Annotated in this window: 23 protein-coding genes and 1 pseudogene; 12 read left to right on the plus strand and 12 right to left on the minus strand. The window is 64.8% G+C overall.

The window, feature by feature from the left end:
- A complete protein-coding gene (locus CH291_RS17625) occupies nt 1-2,298 on the minus strand; it encodes an ATP-binding cassette domain-containing protein (RefSeq protein ID WP_094688179.1) in 2,298 nt (765 codons plus the stop codon).
- A gap of 173 nt (nt 2,299-2,471) precedes the next feature.
- Between CH291_RS17625 and CH291_RS27220 the strand changes: the two genes are divergently transcribed.
- Nucleotides 2,472-2,933, plus strand: a complete 462-nt coding sequence (locus tag CH291_RS27220) for a hypothetical protein (RefSeq protein ID WP_256980886.1) — start codon at nt 2,472-2,474, stop codon at nt 2,931-2,933.
- A 1-nt stretch (nt 2,934) separates the two neighbouring features.
- On the opposite strand, the gene CH291_RS17635 is transcribed toward CH291_RS27220, so the two are convergent.
- The gene (locus tag CH291_RS17635; protein ID WP_094688322.1) at nt 2,935-3,474 is read right to left on the minus strand and encodes a DUF2231 domain-containing protein; all 540 of its coding nucleotides are present in this window, start codon (nt 3,472-3,474) and stop codon (nt 2,935-2,937) included.
- Between the two features lie 89 nt (nt 3,475-3,563).
- On the opposite strand from CH291_RS17635, the gene CH291_RS17640 reads away from it, so the two are divergent.
- A complete protein-coding gene (locus CH291_RS17640) occupies nt 3,564-5,060 on the plus strand; it encodes an acyl-CoA synthetase (protein WP_094688180.1) in 1,497 nt (498 codons plus the stop codon).
- 7 nt (nt 5,061-5,067) lie between these two features.
- Here CH291_RS17640 and CH291_RS27225 read toward each other — a convergent pair whose 3' ends face one another.
- From CH291_RS27225 to CH291_RS27235, 3 genes and pseudogenes are all read right to left on the minus strand, one after another.
- Entirely contained in the window at nt 5,068-7,068 is a 2,001-nt protein-coding gene (locus tag CH291_RS27225; RefSeq protein ID WP_256980887.1) for a DUF222 domain-containing protein, read from the minus strand.
- 45 nt (nt 7,069-7,113) lie between these two features.
- Nucleotides 7,114-7,365 carry a DUF3253 domain-containing protein gene (locus tag CH291_RS27230; RefSeq protein ID WP_255183390.1) on the minus strand — a complete coding sequence of 84 codons (252 nt, stop codon included), beginning with the start codon at nt 7,363-7,365 and terminating at the stop codon, nt 7,114-7,116.
- 15 nt (nt 7,366-7,380) lie between these two features.
- Nucleotides 7,381-7,548: pseudogene (locus CH291_RS27235) on the minus strand (DUF2256 domain-containing protein); the annotation flags it as partial.
- On the opposite strand from CH291_RS27235, the gene CH291_RS17660 reads away from it, so the two are divergent.
- Nucleotides 7,532-8,098, plus strand: a complete 567-nt coding sequence (locus CH291_RS17660) for a peptide deformylase (protein ID WP_094688181.1) — start codon at nt 7,532-7,534, stop codon at nt 8,096-8,098. The pseudogene CH291_RS27235 and the gene CH291_RS17660 sit on opposite strands and share 17 nt — an antisense overlap.
- On the opposite strand, the gene CH291_RS17665 is transcribed toward CH291_RS17660, so the two are convergent.
- Both CH291_RS17665 and CH291_RS17670 read right to left on the minus strand, forming a co-directional pair.
- The gene (locus tag CH291_RS17665; RefSeq protein WP_094688182.1) at nt 8,099-8,539 is read right to left on the minus strand and encodes a hypothetical protein; all 441 of its coding nucleotides are present in this window, start codon (nt 8,537-8,539) and stop codon (nt 8,099-8,101) included. It abuts the gene before it with no gap.
- Nucleotides 8,539-8,871, minus strand: a complete 333-nt coding sequence (locus CH291_RS17670) for a hypothetical protein (RefSeq protein ID WP_094688323.1) — start codon at nt 8,869-8,871, stop codon at nt 8,539-8,541. The genes CH291_RS17665 and CH291_RS17670 overlap by 1 nt, the downstream gene beginning before the upstream one ends.
- A gap of 107 nt (nt 8,872-8,978) precedes the next feature.
- On the opposite strand from CH291_RS17670, the gene CH291_RS17675 reads away from it, so the two are divergent.
- Together CH291_RS17675 and CH291_RS17680 are read left to right on the plus strand one after the other, a co-directional pair.
- Complete coding sequence (locus CH291_RS17675) at nt 8,979-9,392, plus strand: DUF6992 family protein (protein ID WP_094688183.1); 414 nt, start codon at nt 8,979-8,981, stop codon at nt 9,390-9,392.
- 142 nt (nt 9,393-9,534) lie between these two features.
- On the plus strand, nt 9,535-10,803 hold the full coding sequence (locus CH291_RS17680) for a DUF4185 domain-containing protein (RefSeq protein WP_094688184.1): 1,269 nt from the start codon (nt 9,535-9,537) through the stop codon (nt 10,801-10,803).
- Here CH291_RS17680 and CH291_RS17685 read toward each other — a convergent pair.
- Both CH291_RS17685 and CH291_RS27240 read right to left on the minus strand, forming a co-directional pair.
- Nucleotides 10,736-11,398: a hypothetical protein gene (locus tag CH291_RS17685; protein WP_094688185.1), complete on the minus strand. Its 663-nt coding sequence runs from the start codon at nt 11,396-11,398 to the stop codon at nt 10,736-10,738. The genes CH291_RS17680 and CH291_RS17685 overlap by 68 nt on opposite strands.
- Nucleotides 11,395-12,351: a hypothetical protein gene (locus tag CH291_RS27240; RefSeq protein ID WP_255183381.1), complete on the minus strand. Its 957-nt coding sequence runs from the start codon at nt 12,349-12,351 to the stop codon at nt 11,395-11,397. The genes CH291_RS17685 and CH291_RS27240 overlap by 4 nt, the downstream gene beginning before the upstream one ends.
- 297 nt (nt 12,352-12,648) lie before the next feature.
- On the opposite strand from CH291_RS27240, the gene CH291_RS17695 reads away from it, so the two are divergent.
- The 6 genes from CH291_RS17695 to CH291_RS17720 all read left to right on the plus strand — a co-directional run bounded on the left by CH291_RS17695 (nt 12,649) and on the right by CH291_RS17720 (nt 20,288).
- Nucleotides 12,649-13,629, plus strand: coding sequence for an ABC transporter permease (locus CH291_RS17695; RefSeq protein WP_094688324.1), 981 nt, complete (start codon nt 12,649-12,651; stop codon nt 13,627-13,629).
- Between the two features lie 31 nt (nt 13,630-13,660).
- Complete coding sequence (locus tag CH291_RS17700; protein ID WP_094639878.1) at nt 13,661-14,581, plus strand: ABC transporter permease; 921 nt, start codon at nt 13,661-13,663, stop codon at nt 14,579-14,581.
- The gene (locus tag CH291_RS17705) at nt 14,538-16,475 is read left to right on the plus strand and encodes an ABC transporter ATP-binding protein (protein ID WP_094688186.1); all 1,938 of its coding nucleotides are present in this window, start codon (nt 14,538-14,540) and stop codon (nt 16,473-16,475) included. Before CH291_RS17700 ends, CH291_RS17705 begins: the two co-directional genes overlap by 44 nt.
- Nucleotides 16,476-16,512: 37 nt before the next feature.
- The gene (locus CH291_RS17710; protein ID WP_143545937.1) at nt 16,513-18,201 is read left to right on the plus strand and encodes an ABC transporter family substrate-binding protein; all 1,689 of its coding nucleotides are present in this window, start codon (nt 16,513-16,515) and stop codon (nt 18,199-18,201) included.
- Nucleotides 18,202-18,293: 92 nt separating this feature from the next.
- Complete coding sequence (locus tag CH291_RS17715; protein ID WP_143545938.1) at nt 18,294-18,845, plus strand: hypothetical protein; 552 nt, start codon at nt 18,294-18,296, stop codon at nt 18,843-18,845.
- Nucleotides 18,846-18,926: 81 nt separating this feature from the next.
- Nucleotides 18,927-20,288 (plus strand): acetamidase/formamidase family protein, encoded by a 1,362-nt coding sequence (locus CH291_RS17720; protein ID WP_094688189.1) that lies wholly within the window; start codon nt 18,927-18,929, stop codon nt 20,286-20,288.
- A 73-nt stretch (nt 20,289-20,361) separates the two neighbouring features.
- Here the strand turns inward: CH291_RS17720 and CH291_RS17725 are convergent, their stop codons facing one another.
- A complete protein-coding gene (locus CH291_RS17725) occupies nt 20,362-20,976 on the minus strand; it encodes a TetR/AcrR family transcriptional regulator (RefSeq protein ID WP_179272200.1) in 615 nt (204 codons plus the stop codon).
- Between the two features lie 84 nt (nt 20,977-21,060).
- Here CH291_RS17725 and CH291_RS17730 point away from each other — a divergent pair, with 84 nt between their 5' ends.
- A complete protein-coding gene (locus tag CH291_RS17730) occupies nt 21,061-22,413 on the plus strand; it encodes a cytochrome P450 (protein WP_094688190.1) in 1,353 nt (450 codons plus the stop codon).
- 2 nt (nt 22,414-22,415) lie between these two features.
- Here CH291_RS17730 and CH291_RS17735 read toward each other — a convergent pair whose 3' ends face one another.
- Nucleotides 22,416-23,279 (minus strand): alpha/beta fold hydrolase, encoded by an 864-nt coding sequence (locus CH291_RS17735; protein WP_094688191.1) that lies wholly within the window; start codon nt 23,277-23,279, stop codon nt 22,416-22,418.
- Between the two features lie 47 nt (nt 23,280-23,326).
- On the minus strand, nt 23,327-23,623 hold the full coding sequence (locus CH291_RS17740; RefSeq protein WP_094688192.1) for an antibiotic biosynthesis monooxygenase family protein: 297 nt from the start codon (nt 23,621-23,623) through the stop codon (nt 23,327-23,329).
- Nucleotides 23,624-23,639 lie beyond the last annotated feature (16 nt).

Here is a 23,639-nt window from a genome sequence, read left to right on the forward strand (position 1 = left end):
TCACCGGCCCAGGCTCCGTGCCAGGTACGTGCCGGTGTGGGTGTCGGAGACCACCAACTCGTCGACGGTTCCGGTGAAGGTGATCAGACCGCCGTTGTGCCCGCCGTCGGGGCCGAGGTCGATGACCCAGTCGGCAGCGGCGATGACGTCGAGGTTGTGTTCGATGACGATCACCGACCTGCCCTCGTCGACCATCCCGGACAGCAGCGCGATCAGGTTCGACACGTCCGACGGATGCAGGCCGGTGGTCGGCTCGTCGAGGACCAGCACCGGCGACGAACCGACCAGTTCGGTGGCGAGCTTGAGCCGTTGTCGCTCGCCGCCGGAGAGCGACGACAGGTTCTGGCCGAGCGAGAGGTAGCCGAGCCCGACGTCCCGGCACCGGCGGAGGATGTCGCGGATCTTCTTGACCTCGAAGAAGTCCTGGGCGTCCTCGACGGACATCTCGAAGATGTCGGCGATGCTGACGCCATCGACGGTATGCCGGATCGCGCCCGACCGAAATCGCCTGCCCTGGCACGTCTCGCAGGTGCTCGTCACCGGGTCGGTGAACCCGAGATCGGTGAAGATGACGCCGCTGCCCTGGCAGTCGGGGCATGCGCCGTCGGAGTTGGGGGAGAACAGCGACGGCGGTTGGCCGGTCTTCTTGGCGAAGTACGCGCGGATCGGATCGAGCAGACCGGTGTACGTCGCGGGGGAGGAGCGCCGCGATCCGCGGATGGGTGCCTGGTCGATGATGACGGCGTCCGGGGCGGCCTCACGGAGGTGACCGTGGATGAGACTCGATTTCCCGGAACCGGCGACGCCGGTGACGGCGGTCAGGACTCCCAGCGGAATGTCGACGCTGACGTCGCGCAGATTGTGGGTGCTGGCTCCGGTGATGCTCAGCCAGCCCGAAGGGGTTCGGGGAGTATGCAATACGACATCCTCGCGCCGCAACGCGGCACCGGTCCTGGTGTCCGCGTCGCGCAGCTCGTCGTAGGTTCCCTCGAACACGACTGTGCCGCCGGCCTTTCCCGCGCCGGGGCCGATCTCGACGATGCGGTCGGCGATGGCCATGACCTCGGGGTCGTGCTCGACGACGAGGACGGTGTTGCCCTTGTCGCGCAGCGCGCGCAACATGTCGTCGAGCCGGTGGACGTCGCGGGGGTGCAGGCCCGTGGTCGGTTCGTCGAAGACGTAGAGCATGTCGTTCAGGGTCGCTCCCAGGTGGCGGACCATCTTGATGCGCTGGGATTCACCGCCCGACAGCGACGACGTCGCGCGGTCCAGGCTCAGATAGCCGAGACCGAGATCGACGAGTCTTCGCAGCTGCGTGACGATTTCGGCGGTGACGGTGCCCAGGCCGTCGATCTTCCACCCGTCGATACGGTCGGCGAGCTCGGACACCTGCATCGCGAACGCGTCCGGCAGAGACAGGCCCTCGAGGGTCGCGCCGCGGATGGTCTCGTTGTAGCGGGAGCCGCCGCAGGATTCACAGACCCCGCGCGTGACGATGCGCTCGAACGCGAGCTTGGCCTTGCCCTTCAGGGCGTCGGCGTCTTTGGCCAGGTAGCTGCGCTTGAACCGGGACACGATCCCCTCGTAGCTCTTCATGACGGCATCGGGGTTCAGTACCTCGAACTCGCCGGGTTTCGCGTCGAAGAACATGTGGCGCTCGCGGGCGGAGTATTGCTCGATCGGGACGTCGAGATCGAACAGGCCCGAGTCGGCGAACACCCGATACGGCCATTTGCCGACCTCGAAGTCCGGATGCTTGAACGGCCCCTCGCGCAAGGACTTCGACTCGTCCACCAGTTCGCCGAGGTCCACGACCTTCGCCTCGCCGAGCCCCTCGCACTCGAGGCACATGCCGGCCGGGTCGTTGAAGGAGAACGCGTTCGCGAACCCGATCGTCGGGGTGACGCCGCGGGACCACAGCATGCGCAGCCAGTCGCCGATGTCGGTGATGGTGCCGACGGTCGAGCGCGGGCCGCCGAACAGACGCTTCTGGTCGACGATCACGACGGCCGACAGGTTCGCGATGAGATCGGCGTCGGGACGGCCGTAGGACGGAAGGAATGTCTGCGCGAACGCGGTGAACGTCGAGTTGATCTGCCGTTGAGCTTCGGCAGCGATGGTGTCGAAGACGAGTGATGACTTCCCCGACCCGGAGACGCCCGCGAACACGACGAGCGAGCGTTTGGGCAGGTCGAGGTTCACGTCGCGGAGATTGTTCTCGCGTGCTCCGCGAACGAGGATGGTGGACAGTTCGTCGATGGATGGCTGAGTTGGTGTCGTCGGCTGGGCCTGGGTCATGTGCGCTTCGGTCGCCTTTCGCCGCCCCCGACGCTGGTTCGCCCGGGGCCGACGCAGCTTACCGTACGGTGTACGGAAACGCCACCGATGGACGGGAAGTAACAGACTTACCGGTCTGACGATCTCCCATGGGTACCGGTTGCGCCAGGCCATCGGTCGGTCGAAGGGTTTTCATGACGAGCAGTAGTCGTTCCCGCGTGCGATCGGCCATCGTGCTCGCCCTTCCTGCGTTCGTCCTCGCAGGCTGCGGATCTACGGACTCCGCCGAGCCCGAGGTCCGGACCGAAGTGCGGACAGTGACCGTGGAGGCGACCACGACCCCAGCCACGACCGCGCCGACGTCGATCGAGAGGATTGTCCTTCCGGACACCACCGCGCCCGAACCGCCCGCCGCAGAGCCGGTCCTCGTGGCAATGCCTCCGGTCGTGTGTATGAATCTGCAGACTGCCCAGAATGCGATTCAGGCTGCAGGTGTCTTCTACTCCCGGAGCGTCGATGCGTCCGGTGCGAGCCGGATGCAGGTCAACGACTCGAACTGGATTGTCGTAGCGCAGGATCCGCCCGCAGGGACTCTGATCGGTGAGGGGGATGCACTGCTGTCCGCGGTGAAGATCGGGGAGCCGAACAACTGTTGATCTACCGGCTGATGCTGTGCTTGCCTGCCGGAGCTGGTTCCTGCTCGGTCGAGCTGTAGGCGAGGTGGCCTCCGATGAGACCGCCGACGCTCGCCGTTGCCAGACCGGCAGCGGCCAGGGCCTTGGCGATGCCATCGGTCTGCTTCCGGCGCCGCAAGTAGGAGCCGAGGAAGAGGAAGACGCCGGTCGCGTTGGACGCAGCGTGGATCATCCCGACGCGGCGCTGGCGGGTGTTCATCGTCGACCAATCGGCCCATCCGGTGGCGATGGCTGCCGGCGCGGACACCAGCCCGAGGGAGATGACGAGCTTGCTCGCCCTGGACTGGTGGTTCAGCAGATCGAGGACTACGGCGCTCGTCCAGCTTCCGATGGTGACGTTGACGAGAGCCGGGTGGATGGGATGACCGATCCACCGGCCGCGTAGACCTGCGCCGACGGCGGTGTCGTCCAGTGCGGGTTTCAGGACACTGTTGATCGCGTTGCTCGCTCCGTCGAGGAACGAGGCAGATTCGAGGCTGTCGAGGGCTTGTTTCGTTGTCATGCGTTCTCGCATGCCCCAATGGCATCGATCGAACCCTGAGGGCAGCCAAACACGGCACGAGATGCTTGGACGTCCTATAACGTCGGGTGATGAGCAGCGGAACACGAGTGAACACCGTCGACGGCGTCCTGCGACGGTCGGCCGCGAAATTCCCCGACCGCCTCGCCGTTACATTCGAGGGACGCAGTCACACCTACGCAGAACTCGATACCGCGGTCACCCGCGCCGCTCGACGGCTGATCGCGTTGGGATTGAACAAGGGCGACCGCCTGGCGGCGTACGGCGTCAACTCCGACGCGTACGTCGTCGCGTTCCTCGCCTGTGCGCGAGCCGGATTGGTGCACGTCCCGATCAACTACGCGCTCGTGGGCGACGAATTGCAATACCTGTTGCAGCAATCGGGTTCTCGGGCAGTATTGGTCGACCCGGAGTTGGCGGGCACGCTCGATTCGGTTCGCGGCGAGCTCAGCATCGAGCACGTGGTCTCCCTTCCCGACGTGCTGGGCACGGACGGCGACGGCTCCGAACTCGACCCCGTCGCCGATGCGACCGACCTCGCTCAGTTGCTCTACACCTCCGGGACGACGTCGAAACCCAAGGGCGCGATGATGTCTCACGGCGCACTGGTCGCGGAGTACGTCTCGTGCGTCATCGCGCTCGGGTTCACCCAGGACGACGACCCGCTTCTGGTGATGCCGATGTACCACTCGGCGGGGATGCACGTGTTCATGCTGCCGTACCTGTCGGTGGGTGCCACGGTCCGCTTGATGCGCAGGCCCGACGTTCCGGAGATCCTGCGCCGCATCGAAGCGGAGAAGATCAAGTCTCTGTTCCTGGCGCCGACGGTGTGGGTTCCGCTCGCCAATCACCCCGATCTGGCGACGCGCGATCTCTCGTCGTTGAAGAAGGCGCAGTACGGGTCTTCGATCATGCCCGTCACAGTTCTCACTCGGCTGCGTGAGCGGTACCCGGACATCGAGTTCTACAACTGCTTCGGGCAGTCCGAGATCGGGCCATTGGCAACGGTATTGCAGCCCGAGGAGCACGAGGCGCGGCCGGCGTCGTGTGGACGTGCGGTGTTCTTCGTCGAGACCCGCGTCGTCGATGCCGACGGCAACGATGTGCCGGACGGCGAACCCGGTGAGATTCTCTACCGTTCTCCTCAGCTGTGCGACGGCTACTGGGACAAGCCGGAGGCGACGGCAGATGCGTTCTCGGATGGGTGGTTTCATTCCGGTGATTTGGTGACACGCGACGCCGAGGGGTTCATCACCGTGGTCGACCGGATCAAGGATGTCATCAACACCGGTGGCATCCTCGTCGCGTCCCGCGAGGTGGAGGATGCGATCTACACCCATCCGGCGGTCGCCGAGGTCGCGGTGATCGGGACGCCCGACGACAAGTGGATCGAGGCGGTGACGGCCGTCGTCGTGCTCAAGGACGGAAGTGAGCTGTCGTCGCAGGTGTTGATCGACCACGTGAAGGGTCGGATAGCGCCGTTCAAGGTGCCCAAGACCGTCACCTTCGTCGACGAATTGCCGCGCAATCAGAGCGGAAAATTGCTCAAGCGTGAGTTGCGCAGCTGACCTGTTGTCATGCTGCGCGCCGTTTTCGGCGGTGGTAGCTGGGGATGGGTTGTCGTGTGGGGTCGATGGATTCGGGTGGGATGGCGTAGGGGTGTCCGTCGTCGCCCATGAGCAATTGCCAGTCACCGTGGTGGACGAGGCGGTGGCATTCTCCGCAGACCAGCGCGAGGTTGTTCAGGTCGGTGCGGCCGCCGTGTTCCCAGAACTTCACGTGGTGGGCTTGGCACCACTGTGCGGGGCGGCCGCACATCACGCAGCATCGGTCGCGGATGGTCAGGGCGATGCGTTGGTCGTCGCTGGCGAGTCTGGTGGTGCGGCCGAGGGCGAGGGGGACGCCGTGGTGGTCGACGATGACCGGGGTGAGGTCGGCGTCGCAGGTGAGAAGTTCGGCGAAGGCGCGGCTCATCGGCCCGGTCCAGTCGAAGTGGAACGGCCAGTCGGCATCACCGCGCTCGGGTGCCGATTTCTGTCCGCGATGGTCACCGGCACCAGCGCTGGGACCGTCACGATCGCTGCGAGTATCACCGGTCCGTGAACCGGCACCGACACTCCCACTCACGTGGTGCCCGCCGTCAGCGCGAGCAAGGGGAGGCGTGACGGCATACCCGGTCTGTGAGTTGCCGCCGGCACCAGCATTGCTTTCGCTGGCGTAGGGACCGCCGCCAGCATCGTCGGGACCGGCGTCGGTACCGCCGTTCCGTGAACTGTCGCCCGCACCAGCACTGCTCCCGCTGACGCGACGACCAGTGCCACGATCGGGACCGGCCTCGGTATCACCGGCCCGTGAGTTGCCGCCGGCACCAGCATTGCTCTCGCTGACCCGACGACCAGTGCCACGATCGGGACCGCCGTTGGTATCGCCGGTCGGTGAACTGGCATCGGAACCGGCACTGCTCTTGCTGACGTGGTGAGCGCCGCCAGCATTGTCGGGACGCGTGTCGGCACTACCGGTCCGTGAGTTGCCGCCGGTACCGGAGGCCGTCGAACCCGTTGTTGCGCTGTTCGATTGCGTGTGTCCGCGGTCGGCGAGCAGGTCACGCAGCGGGACGATCAGGTGCACCGATGCCCGCGACCCGCCCGCCGATCCGCGGCCACCACCGCTCAGGTGCCGGTCGAGGATCCGATCGAGGGCATCGGCCCGCCGCTTCGACGCACCACGTGGATCGCGTTCACCACCGGGGCCGGGCTGCGGCGCGGTCAACGCCGACAGCGCGGTGAGCAGCTTCTCGGCCAGGAGCCGGTCGACGTTGCCGCCCATCTGGAAGCGGCCACTGGCAAGCGGGTGAACATCGAAGCGGTTCAACTCCGGGTTCTCCGACACCGGTATGGGCGGCGGTCCAGCTGGAACAGGTTCGGGCCGAGCAGGTTCGGGCTCACCCGAGCCGCCTGCGTCACCCGCGCCGCCTGCGTCACCCGAGCCAGCTGCGTCACCCGTGCCGCCGGAATCACCCGCGCCACCTGCATCAGCTCGGCTCGCCCGGTCCCGCTCTTGCTCCCGCTCCTGTTCTTGTCGTTGCTTCTCTGCCTGCTCGTGGCGGGCTCTGGCGTCGTCCGCCGCGGAATGCGCCAGTGCCTGCGCGCGGGAGGCGACTTGCCCGGCGGTGCTGCGTATGGCGGTTTCGAGCAGTTCGGCGACGACAGCGTCGCGGTGTTGTTCGTCGAGGGTGGGGTCGGCGACCACCACGGTGGCGTAGCCGTCGGCGATCGCCGAGGCGTGCGCGGCGTGGATGTCACCACCTGCGAGGGCGTTCAACACGTTGGGCCGGTCGGTGAGCCACTGCCCCAGCTCCATCTGGCGGGCCGCGGACCCGTCGGTGATACGCACCGATCGCGCGTACCACCGGGTGACCGACGAGTACCCGAGCTTCATGGCCAGACCGCGGCGGTCCATTTCCGCCAGCAGCGTCAATCGCGTTGCAGCGAGCTCGTTTTCGAGGGAAGACACGCCAGCGAGCTCGGAGACCAAATCCTGGTCACCGAGCCCGAACACATCCCCCCATGCCTTCACACCACGAAAGCTATACCCAGCCACCGACAACTTCTGTGTCGCAGGTCAGCGCGTCCATCGGATGCGGATGGGCCCCTTCGCGGTCGACGGATCGACGACGGATCCTTTCTGGGTGATCTCGACTTCTCCCGCGTCGACCATCCGGCGGGCGGCGCGGCGAACCGGTTCCATCAACTCCCGCCAATTGTCGTCGGACAAGGCTCGTGCGACGTCGGAAGGGCAGATGGTGGAGTCGCGGGACCGGGCGTCGAGCAGGGAACGGATCTTGTCTTCGAGTTCCTTGTCGGTGGTGCTCACCTTGTGCCGCCGGCAGGCGTCGCTGCAGTACTTGATGTCATCCCAGTTCTTCTCCCACTTCTTGCGCCATTCGATTCGCCGTCCGCACGACGCGCAGACCTTGTCCGCGGGGTGAGCCGTGGGGGAGCGACGGGAATGAGCCATGCTTCGACAGTAACCTTCTCGCATGGCTATTCGACCCATCCTCGTTGCCGGCGACCCTCGTTTGACGACCTGTGCCGCTCCCGTCACCGAGTTCGACGCGGAGTTGGCCGCGTTCGTGGAGGACCTGTTCGAGACCAACACAGCGGCGCACGGTGCCGGTCTTGCCGCCAACCAGGTCGGTGATCCGCGTGCGGTGTTCGTCTACGACCTGCAGGACGGCGGAGTCCGGCATCGCGGGCACGTGGTCAATCCAGTGCTCGAGACATCGGCGATCCCGGAGACGATGCCGGACCCCGAGGACGGTGAGGGGTGTCTGTCGGTCCCGGGGGAGAGGTACCCGACCGGCCGTGCGGACTGGGCCCGCGTGACCGGTGTCGATGTGGAGGGCAGTCCGGTGACGGTCGAGGGTCACGGCTACCTGGCGCGGTGTCTGCAGCACGAGTCCGACCATCTGGCCGGTCACCTGTACCTCGACCGTCTGATCGGCCGCAATCAGCGCGCAGCGAAGAAGATGATCAAGTCGCGTGGATGGGTCGGACCCGGCACCAGTTGGCTGCCCGGATCCGACTCTGATCCGTTCGGGCGGTGACTAACAGACCCCGGTGACAGCGCACGCTGTCGAGCGTTCCAGCTTCCAACGGCCCTCGGAGACAACGAAGCCGATCGAGGACACTTGCCCGACGGACGTTCCGCTCGCCTCGACCTGGCCGGGTGCGACGACGTCGATGCGGTCGAACGACGCCTCGGACATGATCCCACCGCTGTCGAAGACCGCGGCGTTTTCCTCGGCAGATCCCCCGAGCGCGTCGGCGCGGTCGGACCGCTCGGCGGTCCAGTCGAAGACGGTGCGGAAGATGGCCGTCGCCTCGTCCGGGGTCGGGATGGCGGAGGGTGCGACGGAGGGAGGAGGTGCCGGGAACGACGACGGCGCAACGTTCACCGCCGCCTCGATGGTCTGCTCGGGTTGCGTTGCAGCGCAACCGGTGAGGGAGATGAGAGCCAGTCCGCACTGGACGCGGCCGGCGATCATCAGAACGGGTTGTAGACGTGGAGCGTCCGGTAGTCCCATTCCGACGATCCGGCCGGGATTCGGATCTCCGTCAGGACCCGGCCGTTCTGGGAGCACGAACCGCGGGCGTGAAACGACCAGCAATCGATCTGCCGGCTCGTGCCGAACGGGCTGGCGATCAACGATGTGGCGCTCGCTGCACCGTATGCCGCAGGGTCGAAGGCGCTCACGAAGTTCGCGGTCGAGTCCTTGGGTCCGAACGGGTTGTCGTCGGGTGCTGCGGAGGCTGTGGGCGCCAGAAGCACCGCTCCGCCGATCACCAGCGCGACTCCGGCGAGGACCTTCTTCAGCATGGTGGCTCCGTTCGTTTCGAGCACGAGTACCCGGTGCTCTTGGGATCGGCCGCAACCGACCGCGCGTTACGAACCGCTTCGTCCTCGAGCGCGGCACACTGGAGTGCATGACAGCACTCGAAGCGCCCATCGTTGCCCAGCAGCTCGGCCGTCGCCTCGCGGTGTGGGGCGGTGGAAGTGTGCTCGCCGGAACGGTGTTGGCGTTGCGCGGGTCGTGGCCTGCCCGGCGGGCGTTCGGGTTGCAGACGGCGGGGTGGGGCGCGATCGATCTGGCGATCGCGGGTGCAGGCGCGCTGAGCTCGAAGCCCCCGACGGCCGCGAGTTTGAGCCGGCTGCTGTGGATCAATGCCGGTCTCGACGTTCTCTACATCGCGACCGGTGCGCACATCGCCGTCAGGAAGCCTCGGTTCGGCGGCCGGATCACCGCTGACCAGGCCGTGGGTCACGGCACTGCCGTCGTCGTGCAGGGCGCTGCGCTGCTCGCGCTGGACACCACTCACGCCCGCATGATTGCCGGCTAATCACACGAGTGTCATTCTCGCCGTAGGCGTTTTGTCAAGTACCGACACGTCCGATTTGTTGCGTGATCAATAGATTTGCGTAACACTCGTCCCATCAGTCACATCAGTATCGTGGGTCACACGGGAAACGGTGGGTTCGTCTATGCGTGTACGTAGTCGGCAGATCGCTGTCGGGACTGTCCTGGCGCTGGCAGTGAGCGGACTCAGCGCTTTGACTGCGCCCACCGTGTCGGCCGAACCGTGCGGTGGGCTCGGCGGGCCGGGCTCGTCTCCGCTGTTCGGGTCGTCGGGCAGCGCGGGCATGTCGGGTAAGAACCCGCAGGGTCCACAAGGGCCGCTTCCTCGGATCACCGGCAACACGCAGAGCATCGCTTGGGTCACCGGTCCGCAAAGTGTGAACAACACCTACAACGACCTTGCGATGTCGGGCACCGACCTCGGCATCAGCTGGGACAACGGTGCCGGCCAGATCCTGATGGCGTTCGGTGACACGTTCGGCGACTGCTCCTCCGGCAATGCCCAGTGGCGCAGCAACGCGCTCTTCCGCTCGGACAAGGCGTCGACGAACTTGGCGCAGGGCATCGAGATCGGTCCGGCCGATCCTGCGGACAACACCTCCGGTGCAGTCGTGCGTGCCGACAACCCACGCTATGCGGCCGAGATCATCTCGAGCGCAAAGCTACCCAGCGTCGAGGACACGACCATCCCCACGGCGGCCATCGCGATCGGCAACACCCAGTACATCAACTACATGTCGGTGCAGAGCTGGGGCACACCCGGGCGCTGGGTCACGAATTACTCCGCGACTGCGAAATCCACTGACAACGGCCAGAATTGGTCGACGGATCCCAGGACCATCCGCGTCAACAAGGGTGTCACCATCCCCGGCTTCACCAACGTCCACGAAAGCCAGGGCAAGTTCCAGCAGAGTGCGTACGTCCTGGGCCGCGACGGCGAGTACCTGTACCAGTTCGGTACTCCGAACGGACGATTCGGCGACGCCTTCGTCTCGCGGGTCGCGCCTTCGGACATCGAGAATCTCGACGCGTACGAGTACTCGACGCAGGATCCGGACCCGACGAAGCAGTGGTCGAAGAACATCGGCGATACGGTCGCCATCGTCAAGGGCCCGGTCAGTGAGATGTCGGTTGCGTGGAACGACTACCTCGGCCGCTACGTGATGATGTACGGGGACGAGAATTCTCGTACCTTGGTCGCTCGCACTGCGGACAATCCCGAGGGTCCGTGGAGTGCGCCGAGGACCATCCTCGACGCCAATCAGACGGCCGGCGGAATCTACGCACCGTTCATTCACCCGATGTCGAGCGGTAAAGACCTGTATTTCACCGCTTCTCGGTGGTCGGACTACAACGTGCTGCTGTTGAAGACGAACCTCGACACGCTGAAGTGATCTCCGCGGATCGTCGAATGGCTGCCTCCAGGTAGGCGTCGACGTCCAGATCGAGTTCTGCGCCGAGCAGTCCGCGGCGAATGGTCGAGAGATACCTGCTCGACGGTTCGCCGGGCTCGCGCACGGTCGAACTGGTCAGCGTGAAGGCGGACCTTCTGTCGATGTCCGGAAGCCGTAGCAGTGCATCGTATTTCCCGCGGAAGCTCTCGCCCTCGCGGTCCACTGTCAGCTGCGACCACTGTCCGATGGCGAGCGTCTCCGTCGCCCCGATATCGACGGCTGCGACGACGTTCTCGACCGCGGCCAGATGAGCGAACTGGGCTCGCTCGATCAGATATCCGCGCCCTACAGAGCGATTCGCCGGATCGACCGTCGTAGAGACGAATGCGGATGCTCCGGTCCAGCGCCGGGAGACTCCCGCGAAATACAGCGCATGATCGATCCACAGCCATCGTTCTTCGGCGGGTGGTGACGCAGTGGGTGCCGGTGGGTGCGCACCGAATTCGGAGCGCTCGTCGGACCCGGTCAGGTAGGTATGGAACCTCTCGCGCAGCAGGTTGGACCCGTACGAGACGTACCACAGCCGATCGGTCACTCGGTCTCGAACAGCTGCCGGTATGCCTCGGCGAGCAGGTCGGACGCGAGGTCGTGGTTGTGTGATGCTGCGCCCGTTGAGTTTCCGGATCGCATCAAACGGGCGTTGAGACCGTAAGCGAGGTCGTCGAACGTGTCGTCGTCGATGCCGAGGTCGACGTCCACGTCTTCTTCCAGCAGTGCGCCGAGGTCGATCGACCACGACCACACGCGTTCGTCCCGGTGCGGACCGCGTCCTGCGCTGACCGTCTCGTTGGAGACCTCGAGCTGCTCGTCGGTGCGGTCGCGCGGAACGTTGGTGTTGATGCGCAGGTCGAGTTCTATGGTGTCGTCGTCGTGCACGATCTCGTCGACGCGGAGCGTCTCGAAGCCGCCGCACGTCAGCGTCACCAAGCGTCGCGGACCGGTCTCGGCGATATCGTCGGACAGGGCAGCGATCTGCCACAGATACTTCTCGGTGTTCGCCGGGTCGGGGATCGAGGAATTGATGTAGTCGGCCACGATGCTGCGGATGGCGGGGTACGCGATGTGGTCGGACAGTTCCCAGAACTGCTTGCGTGCCTTGCCGACTGCCGTGTCGAGCAACGTCGCCCGCTTGGCTCTTTCTTTCGGCAGTGCGGATTTCGCGCTCGGTGCTTCGCCGATCGCGCCAGGATCGGAAGGGCGTTCGCGGAGGCGGGTCAGGCGCGACACGAGCTCCTGCAGGTGCTCCAGCTGATCTGCAGTTCCGGCCGCGAAATCGAGTGCCTCGATGTCGGTCCACACGTCGAGGTCCGCGGCGAACCGCGCGGCGACCGAATCTGCGTAGCCCGAGTAGGCCGAGCCGTCGGTGAAGTGCAGAACGTAGAGCCCGGCTCGGTGTTCCTTGGCCGCGAAGACCGTGGCGATGGATCCGGCGTCGGTGACGTCGAATCGTTCGAAGGCGAATCCGTCGGGGGTGGCAGCTGCGGTCATGAACGTGAATCTACCGATGCGAGTGGAGAGCACCTATTCCGCGCCTTGTCCATATTGTCGGAATTGGTGCGCCTGTACCGGTGGCTGTCTCCAAATATGTTCCGACACCGCAATTTCCGGTTTGTCCGTTCCGTAGAAGTATTTTCTCTTCCATGAACGAACGGCAAATTTCTGGTGCTATGTTGTGGAATGTCTGTTTCTACCGCTAACGAAACAAGCAGGAAACACGCGGTGTGAACAATGCCGAGAGCAGTGCCAGTGGGCACCGCCGTGGTGCTCGATGGAAGGTGGTTGCGCGTGGGCGGTTATCTTGCGCGGAGGTTGCTGAACTACGTCGTACTGCTGCTCATCGCGACGTTTCTGACCTACCTTCTGGCGTCGCTCACGTTCGATCCGCTGTCCAATCTGCTCAGCCGTAACCCGCCGCCCTCCGAGGCGGTGCTGGCCGCCAAGCGCGCGGCTCTGCACCTCGACGACAATCCGGTGCTGCGTTACCTGAAGTGGCTGTGGGCGGTGCTGCACGGTGATTTCGGGCAGACGATCGCTGCCGGTTCGGTCAACGACGAGTTGTGGCGTCGCATCCTCGTCTCGCTGCGGCTGGTAGTGCTCGGCACTGTCCTCGGTGCGGTGCTCGGCACCTTGATCGGTGCGTACGGTGCCGTCCGGCAGTACAAAATCTTCGATCACGTCGCGACTGTCGTGACGTTCGTTTTGATCAGTACGCCGATTCTGGTGCTTGCTCCGGTGCTCAAATACCTTGCAGTTCAGGTCAATCAGAGCACGGGGAGTCAGTTCTTCCAGTACACCGGCGAGACGTCGACAACGCTCGCGCCAGGCCTGATGAACGAAATCGTCGACCGTGCACAGCATCTGCTGCTACCCACCGTCGTGCTGATGCTGTTCACCATCGGTGGCTACAGCCGCTACATGCGCAGTTCCATGCTCGACGAGCTGAACATGGACTACATTCGCACCGCCCGCGGCAAGGGGCTCACCCGCGGCCGCGCGATCTTCAAGCACGGCTTCCGTACTGCGCTCATTCCGATGGCCACGTTGTTCGCGTTCGGTATGGGCGCGGTGATCACCGGAGCCACCTTCACCGAGCGCGTGTTCGGTTGGTACGGCATGGGGGACTGGCTGATCTACGGCATCACCAGCCAGGACATCAACATCACGCTCGCGGTCTCGCTCTTCACCGCGCTCTCCGTCCTCGTCTCCGGAATGCTGACCGATATCTTCACTGCCGCACTGGATCCGCGCGTTCGCTACGCGGACTGACCCACCACTTCGATCGAGGAAAGGATCGGCGATGGCAACACCTGTGGTTCCCGAGATCGCTGCGGTGGACGGCCAGGGCGGGACGACGGCCCCGATCACCCGCCGTCGACTGGTGCTGCGTCGGTTCCTGCGCAACAGGCCGGCCCTGGTAGGCATTCTGGTGTTGGTGGTGATGTTCGTCGGCGCGTTCGTGCTTCCACACTTCATCCCCTTCACCTACGAGGAACTCGACGCGTACGCGTTGAACTCTCCGCCGACCACGCGGCATTGGTTCGGCACCAACCAGATCGGGCAGGACGTCCTCGCTCAGACGCTGCGAGGATTGCAGAAGTCGCTGATCATCGGCATGCTCGTCGCGTTGATCTCCACCGTGCTCGCCGGCGTCGTCGGCGCGGTGGCGGGATACTTCGGCGGCTGGACGGACCGCGCCCTGATGTGGGTTGCCGATGTCCTGCTCGTCGTCCCGAGCTTCCTGGTCATCGCCATCTGCTCACCGCTGTTCCGCGACAAGAGCTTCTTCATTCTGGTGCTGCTACTTGCGGCCTTCGCGTGGATGATCACCTCGCGCATCATCCGAGCGATGACGAGGTCATTGCGTGAGCGCGAATTCATCCGCGCCGCAAAGTACATGGGCGCAACGCCGGCGAGTGTCATCGGCAAGCACGTGCTGCCGTCGATGGCCTCGATACTCATCGTCGACGTCACGCTCAACGTGGGTATCGCCATCATCGGTGAGGCGTCCCTGAGCTACTTCGGCTTCGGTGTCCAGCGACCCGACGTCTCGCTCGGCACGCTGATCGCCGACGGCACGTCGTCCGCGTTGACGTATCCGTGGTTGTTCGCGTTCTGCTGTGGCGCACTGGTGTTGATCGTGCTGGCCACCAACTTCGTCGGCGACGGCCTGCGCGATGCATTCGATCCGAACTCGACGAGGGGACAGGCACGTGGCTGAGATTGTGCCGGTGTTGAAGGTCAGCGGGCTCGAGGTCAGTTTCCCCAGTGAGGAGGGGCGCGTCACCGCAGTCCGGGGCTTGGACTACCAGGTCGACAAGGGTGAGGTGTTGGCCATCGTCGGCGAGTCCGGCTCAGGAAAGTCGGTGTCGTCCCTCGCCGTCATGGGACTTCTCCCGCAGACCGCCCGGGTCACCGGATCCATAGAACTGAACGGCCGTCAGCTGCTTGGCCTGTCCGACCGCGAGATGTCCCGCGAGCGCGGACGTTCGGTGGCCATGATCTCGCAGGACCCGCTGACTGCACTGACGCCCATCTACCGCATCGGTGACCAGATCTCCGAAGCGATCTCGGTACACAATCCATCGCTGAGCAAAGCGAAGGTGCACGAGCGTGCGCTCGAGTTGTTGGATCTGGTCGGTATCGTCGATCCGAAGACACGGGCCAGGTCGTACCCGCACGAGTTCTCCGGTGGCATGCGCCAACGCGTCGTCATCGCGATGGCCATCGCCAACGACCCCGACCTCATCATCGCCGACGAGCCCACCACGGCCCTCGACGTCACAATCCAGGCCCAGATTCTGGATCTGCTCCGTACCGCGCGGGACGTAACCGGGGCCGGGGTCGTGTTCATCACCCATGACCTGGGAGTCGTTGCCGGCGTGGCCGATCGGGCCATGGTGATGTACGCCGGTCGCGCAGTCGAGACCGCGCCCGTGGACGAGCTCTATGCGCATCCGTCGATGCCGTACACCGTCGGGCTGCTCGGATCGGTTCCTCGCCCCGACCGGCCGGCCCAGGAGCGGCTCGTGCCGATCGAGGGCACCCCGCCGGCTCTGGTCAACCTGCCGACGGGATGCCCCTTCGGTCCGCGGTGCCCGTTGCACACCGACGCGTGCGACGCAGGCGAACCCCAGTTGATCGAGGTCTCACCGAGCCATGATGCTGCGTGCATTCGGATCGATGCCGCCACGGCAGAATCTGTGGAGACGGAGTTCGAGGGTGCCCCACGGTCGGAGGCCCCAGCGGAGTTGGTGGTGACGGTTTCGAAGGACGCTCCGGTGCTGTCGGTGACCGATCTGCACAAGAGCTACCCGGTGTTCAAGGGCTCGGTACTGCGGCGTCGGGCCGGGGAAGTGCCTGCGGTGCAGGGCATCAGCTTCGATGTCCACGCAGGGTCCACCTTGGCGATCGTCGGCGAATCGGGCTGCGGCAAGTCGACGACCCTGCTCGAGATCATGGAGTTCGTGAAGCCGCAGCAGGGCTCGATCAGAATCAACGGAGTCGAGCCTTACGGCCTGAGCCGAGCCGAGCAACGAAAGCTGCGCGCGCACATCCAGATCGTGTTCCAGGACCCGATGGGATCGCTCGATCCGCGAATGCCGGTGGGGGAGATCATCGCCGAGCCGTTGAAGATCAACGGCGTGCCGGTCGACGAGCGCACCCGCCGGGTTCGGGAACTGATGGCCACCGTCGGAATGCGTCCCGAGCTCGCCGATCGGTATCCCACCCAGTTCTCCGGCGGGCAGCGTCAACGTGTCGGCATTGCACGGGCTTTGGCGCTCAAACCGTCGATCCTGGTGCTCGACGAGCCGGTGTCCGCGCTCGACGTGTCGATCCAGGCGGGCGTGCTGAACCTGCTCCAGGATCTGCAGGAGGAGCTGGGTCTGGCGTATCTGTTCGTCTCGCACGACCTGTCGGTGGTGCGTCATCTCGCCGACGAAGTGGCTGTGATGCGCAACGGGGTGTTCGTGGAGAAGGGCCCGACGGCGCAGATCTTCGACGCACCCGAGGACCCGTACACACGGGCTCTCCTGAAAGCCATCCCCATCCCCGATCCCGTGCTCCAACGAGCCCGAATCGCCGAGGCCGCAGCACTGGCCGACGCCATCTGACCCTGCAGTTTACGTGCACACTGAGAAAGGTGAATTGATGAGAGCCAAGCTATTTCGGGCACTGGTCCCGATCGCGGTGGCCGTGACCACTGTGGGACTGGTGGCGGGGTGCAGCTCGGGGGATACCGGGCCCAACGCCGACGCGCCTGCGTCCTTCGAGAGTGGAGCGCAGATCAATCCGCATCCGATCAGTGACTTGCAGCAGGGCGGAAACATGAACTTCCCGCTCTCGCAGGTGCCGACCAACTACAACTACTACCAAATCGACGGCACCACAGTCGACGCTGCGCGGTACTACGCCGCGTTGATGCCTACGGCGTTCAAGGCTGCTGCGGACGCAAGCCTCGCGACGGCGACGGATTTTTTCACCGACATCACCGAGTCCGAGGTCGACGGTAAGCAGGTGATCACCTACAACATCAATCCCAAGGCCAAGTGGAGCAGCGGGAGGCCGCTGGACTACACCGACCTCGTGGCCACATGGACTGCGAACAGCGGCAAGGACCCGGCTTACGAGGCGTCCAGCACCGCGGGCTGGGACAAGGTGGAATCCGTTGTGCGCGGTGAGAACGACCAGCAGGTGACCCTGACGTTTGCCGAGAAGTTCGCAGACTGGCGCTCCCTGTTTTCGCCGCTGATGCCCGCGGAGTCCGTGAACAGTGTCGAGGCGTTCAACACCGGTTCGGTCGAGACCATGCCTGCCACCGCCGGCCCGTTCCGCATCCGCACGATCGAGCCCGGCGGCAAACGCATCGTTGCCGAGCGCAACCCGGACTGGTGGGGTGAGAACCCAGCGGTGCTGGACACCATCACGTACCTGCCGCTGGATACGACGGCATCTATCGGTGCGTTGCAGAGTGGCGAGATCGACTACTTCGAATTGGGCAGCAGTGCGGATGCTTTCAAGGTTGCCCGCGGTATCCCGAATGTCGACCTGCGTCAGAGCCTGGGCCCGCAGTACCGGCACTTCGACTTCAACGGAGCCCCGGGGCGCATCACCTCGGACAAGGCAGTGCGCGTGGCGTTGATGAAGGCGATCGATCGTGACTACCTGGCGACGTCACAGCTCGGTCAGATCACCTCGAGCCCGACTGTCCTGAACAACCACATCTACGTGGACGGGCAGAAGGGCTACCAGGCCAACAACGGCGATATCACCTTCGACCCCGAAAAGGCGAAGGCCGAACTCGACGCGGCCGGTTGGACGATGAACGGGGAGTTCCGATCCAAGGACGGCAAGCAGCTCGATCTGCAGGACATCATTCCGGCCGATACCCCCAATGCGACGCAGGAAGCGCAGATCATCCAGCAGAACCTCAAGGCCGTCGGCGCCAATCTCATCATCCAATCGGTGCCGTCGGATGACTTCTTCGAGAAGTACATTCTGGTCGGCGCATTCGATGTCACCCACTTCACTTGGGAGGGAACGCCGTACTCCTCGAGCAGTGACGGCATCTTCCGGCTCACGCCCGGCAGCACGTTGCAGAACTACGGCCAGGTCGGTTCCGAGGAAATCAACGGACTGCTCGACGACGCCGCCGCAGAACTGGACGACGACGCACGAATCGCCGACTACAACAAGGCAGACGAAGCAATCTGGGCCGAGGGCCACAGCCTGACCATGTTCCAGCGGCCATCGACCTATGCCACGAAGTCCAATCTCGCGAACTTCGGAGCTCCGGGATTCGGCGATCTCGACTACTCGAAGGTCGGGTTCCTGAAATAGTTCACGGTCTCGGATATCCGGTCGGTGCCGCGGCGATCACTCTGGTTGTCGCGGCATCGACCGCTGTCGTCATTGCGCCACTGAGCGTGTTCGTGGCCCTGATCGTCCTCGTCTGGACGGGCTGGTCGACAGCGTGCGCAGTGCTGGCCGGGAGGTCGATGATCACCTCGACCACCGTGCGGCGAGTGCGATTTCAACACCGTATGCGTTCTCGCGGATACCTGGAAGTACACGAGAACGGTGGGCGGGCCTGGTACCCCGTCTACTTCCACACCGGGCTTCTGACGATCGTCCCGGACGCCGACGCGCGCGCGAGTAGGTCGATTCTCGGGCGGCGCGCCTTCGTCATCGAACCCGGAATTGTGGCGCTGCCGTCGGGGCGGCGTTGTAGTTCGTTGCCTCCCGGCACACCCCTCGATGCCCCTCGTCTCAACGATTTCGACCTGCTCACCCGCAGTGATCGCTTCGGGTCGCTGCGGCGTCGGATCATGCTCGACGCCCCCGCCGCGGTGGCAGGTCCGATCATCGGATTGCTGTGGCTCGTCGTCGACGGAGGCGGATTCGCCGAGTTCGTGGCAGTGAGTCTGTTGGCTGCTATCACCGCCATCTGGTGGTCAGCAATCGGCGGCAGCGACCCCAGCTGAGCAATTGGGGCGACGCGTGATCGTAACTGCCGAGAAACACCTCCGGTCTACGTTCGGGTTTCGGACAATTCAGGAGGCATCATGGCGCGGTCGATGGCGGAGCAGGCAGCGGAGACGATCACCAAGGGGATCGGACGTCGCGGATTCATTCAGGCGGTGGCCGCGCTGGGCGCGGGCGTCGGAATCGCCGGAACGGCAGCCTGTTCGACGTCTTCGTCGACGAGCACCGCCGCCGCGAGTTCGTCGGCGCCGGCACCGGTCGGGATTCTTCAGCCCGGCGCGGGCGACATCTCCGGCGATCACTACCTGAGTTCCGAAGTCGACAAGGTTCTGTGGGGGTACGTCCCGACGGTCGAGTCCGAATCGGTGCTGCAGATGAAGTCCGGTGAGACGGTGACCATCGATGCGCTCAGTCACGAGGGCATTCTCGAGGACCAGGGCCGCGATCCCGTCGAGTTCTTCGGCGGCAAAGGTGTATCCGAATCCGATGTGCTGCAGGACGCCATCGACATCGCCGGCGGGTACGACCGGACGGTCCGCAACTTCGACGTCGACGGTCCGCACGTGGTGACGGGCCCGGTGTTCGTCGAAGGTGCGCAGCGTGGTGATGTGCTCAAGATCGAGACGCTCGAGGCGATTCCCCGCGTGCCGTACGGCGTGGTGTCGAGTCGGCACGGCAAGGGTTCTCTGGCGGTGACCGCGTCCGGTGAGGCACCCGCAGGTATCAGCCTGGACGAGGTGATGCCGCCGATCGGCAGCGATGGCAGGCCGTCGGGTGATCCGACGCAGTACGGCAACGTCTCGACCTTCACCGCCGTCGAGGACGGGCAGGGTGTGATGCGCTATGGCGATGCGGCGGTGCGGTTTCCGCTGCGTCCGTTCATGGGCATGATGGGCGTCGCGTTCGCCAGCGACCCGGGTCTGACGTCACCCAACGCGAACTCGATTCCGCCGACGCTCGGCGGCGGCAACATCGATGTCGGTTTGCTCGGTGTCGGATCGACGTTCTATCTCCCGGTGTTCGCGGAGGGTGCGTTGTTCTACGTCGGCGATCCGCACATGGCGATGGGCGACGGGGAGGTGGCACTGACCGCGATGGAAGGTTCACTGCGCGGCACCTTCCGCCTCACCGTCTGCAAGGCGGGCAGCGGTGATGCCCCGTCCGTCGCGTACTCGTATCCCTTTGCCGAGAACGAGGACTCGTGGATTCCGATCGGCCTGTCCGACCCGGACGGTGCCGTCGGCGGCCAGAGTTCGGACCTGAACGCTGCCATGCGTCGGGCCGTGGTCAACGCGCTCGACTTCCTCGAGACCGACCTCGGCATGGACCGGGCGACGGCCTACGCGTACCTCTCCGCGGCCGCGAACTTCACCGTCTCGCAGGTGGTCGACAAGACGGTCGGCGTCCACGGTCAGATCGCGAAGGCGCACTTCGACCGATAGGGGTGCGCCTCCGGCGCAGTGGTGCGGGTAAGTGCCTCAGGGGGCACATAACCGCGCCACTGCCGAAGGCACCTCAGCGGTGTGCCGTCGCGACGAAGTGGCGGGTGGCGGCGTCGACGATATCCGCTGGCGTGACGGCTATCTCGTCGTTCAACCACGCGATGACCAATTCGGCGAGTCCGCCGATGAACAGCAGGCCGTTGATTTCCGATTGTGGCTGCGGCCAGGCCTGTTCGCCGAACAGCTCGCGTGACTGCTCGGCGACCAGATGGGCGAAGGCGCGCATGGACTGTCGTCTATAGTCCCGCAGTGAGTCGACGGCCAGCGACTCGATCATCGCGACGCGGCCCTTGCGTCGGTCGTCGGTGAGAACGCCGACGAACGCGGCGATGGCGTTGTGTACCTGGTCCTCGACGGTGGGGGCGGGGGAGTGCAGCGCGTCCAGGGCAGCGGCCCGGATCTCGTCGGATACCGACTCCACCACTTTCTCGAGCACATCCTCTTTGCTGGAGAAGTTCTGGTAGAAGTACCGCTCGGTCAGCTTCGCCTCCGCGCAGATCGCGGTCATGGTCGTGTTCTGGGCACCGGCCGTCGAGAACACTTCGAGTCCGGCTTCGAGCAACCGTGCGCGGCGGTCGGCGGTGCGATCGTCTGCGCTCATGCCGTTGTAGCGGCGCGTGGAAGCCATGCGTAGATCTTGACAGAGGGAGCAGGTGTGACGCAGACTACATCAATCTGACAGGACGCTCTGTCAGATTGACGGAGGTCGACAATGGCACGTGCTCTGGCTGCTCCACCTGCTGATTCAACGCTCCAACCGGTATACGGCGACGGCGGTATGCCCGTCGTCGGGCACACGCTCGAGTACATCCGAGACCCCCTGAAGCTGCTCGGGAGTCGGTGGGAGAAGTACGGCGAGGTGTCGTGGCTGACGATGGCCGGTCAGAAGTGGATCACCGTTCTGGGGCCGGACGCATGCCAAGAGGTGTTGCAGAACGCCGACAAGGCGTTTGCGAACGGTGACGGCTGGTCCCTGCTGATCGGCCCGTTCTTTCACGGCGGATTGATGTTGCTCGACTCCGAGGAGCATCTGAAGCACCGACGGATCATGCAGCAGGCCTTCACCAGGGACCGGCTCACCAAATCCGTCGAGGCGTTGAATCCTGTCACAGCAACAGGTTTGGACGCGTGGCAAGGCGGGCGCGACGTTCAGGTCTACCCGGCGCTCAAGGCGTTGACCCTGGAGGTGGCAACGAGCATCTTCATGGGCGGCGCAGAGGGCAGCACCGATGCCGAGATCGCCGAGCTGAACTGCAGTTTCGTGGCGTGCGTTCAGGCGGCGACATCCATTGTGCGCTTTCGTGTTCCCGGAACTCGGTGGAAGCGCGGTCTCGACGGCCGCGCCATGCTCGAGGAGTTCTTCCGGCGGTACCTTCCGTCCCGGCGTGCCACCGAGACCGACGACCTGTTCTCGGTTCTGTGTCACATCGAGGGGAACGACGGCGAACGCTTCTCCGACGACGAAGTGATCGACCACATGATCTTCCTGCTGATGGCCGCGCACGACACGTCGACGATCACGCTGTCGACGATGATGCAGTACCTCGGTCAGCATCCGCAGTGGCAGGACAAGTGCCGTGCCGAGTCCGAGGCGCTCGGTACCGATGCGCCGACGCTCGCGCAACTCGACGAACTGCACAGCGTCGATCTGGTGATGAAGGAATGCTTGCGTTTGGTCTCGCCCACGCCGGTGGTGGCGCGCCGCGCGGTCAAGGACACCGAGGTGCAGGGCAAGTTCGTCCCCGCGGGGACGTATGCGTCGGTCGCCCCGCACTTCACGCATCACATGGCCGAGTACTGGCCGAACCCGGAGAAATTCGATCCCGGCCGGTTCGCCGACGACCGCCGGGAGGACAAGGTGCACCGCTACGCGTGGGAGCCGTTCGGCGGAGGCGTGCACAAGTGCATCGGGATGTTCTTCGCCGGCGCGGAGATCAAGACGATCATGCATCATCTGCTGCTGCGGTTCGACTGGTCGGTCGACCCGGATTACGTTGCGCCGCTGAACTTCACGTCGCTGCCCTTCCCGGAGGACGGGCAGCCCGTGCAGCTGCGAAAGCGGTAGGTCTATCCGGCGCGGTCGGTGAGCCAGCCGATGATGTTCGCGGTGACCTCGTCCCGGTTGGTCTCGTTGAGGATCTCGTGGCGGGCACCGGGGTAGAGGGTGACGGTGACGTCGCTCATCCCGGCCTCGCGGTACCGGGCAGCGAGGGTTTCGATCAACTGTCCGCCCCCGGCGAGCGGGTCGTCGGTTCCCGAGGTGATTAGCAGCGGGAGATCGGAACGGATCTGCTCGAGGTTGTGCGGGTCGGCGAGCTTGTCGGCCTCACCGAACAACGCGGGGACCGTCGACTCCGGGAGGTCGAAGCCGCACAGCGGGTCGGCGACGTAGGCGTCCACTTCGGCCTCGTCGCGGGAGAGCCACTCGTATCCGGTGCGGTGCTCGAAGGCGGCGTTGAACACGCTCAGGTCACCGGCTGGCGCGTCGGCCATTCCGGCGGCGAGGATGTTCAGCGTGGTCGAGCCCGACAGCACCACACCCTCGTACAGATCGGATCGTTCGATCAGAACATGCTGCGCGGCAAACGATCCCATGGAATGCGCGAACAGGAACAGTGGCAGGTCGGGATATTCGTTCAGCAACGACTCGCCCAACTGCTCGATGTCGGCCCACAAACCTGCGAACGCGGCGGCACCGAAATCGCCGGGGGTGTCGACGATCGACTCTCCGTGGCCGCGATGATCGGACGCGACGACGTGGAATCCGGCGTCGTTCAGCGCTGCGGCGAAGCGGGCGTAGCGGCTGCCGTGCTCGGCGAGTCCGTGCGCGATCTGTACGACGCCGCGAGCCGGGTCGGCGGACGTCGCCCAGATGTAGGTACTGATCTCGGTGTCGTCCTGCTTGGATACGAACGACGAAGCATTGGCCACGGGTGACTCCTCGAAACGACGATGGGGACGAGAATCGAACTTATCTCCTACGCCCTGAGCCTCGGAGCGAAATGCTCGACGACGGGGAAGGGGTCGTAGAAATGATGCAGCAGCGTCTTCCACTCCTGGTACTCGTCGGACTGCCTGAAGCCCTCGGTGTGGTCTTCGAGGCGTTCCCATTCCACCAGCAGCAGATAGACATGCGGCTGCTCGATGCCCCGCGACAGCGTCAGATTCACGAACCCCGGCATCGCGGAGATGATCGACTTCGCGTCGGCGAACGCGGCCTCGAATTCGTCGGTTCGATCGGGGACGATGTGCAACAAGGCATGTTCGACGATCATCGAGACAGTATGGCCG

Source organism: Rhodococcus sp. 14-1411-2a, assembly GCF_002259485.1.
GTDB lineage: Bacteria > Actinomycetota > Actinomycetes > Mycobacteriales > Mycobacteriaceae > Rhodococcoides.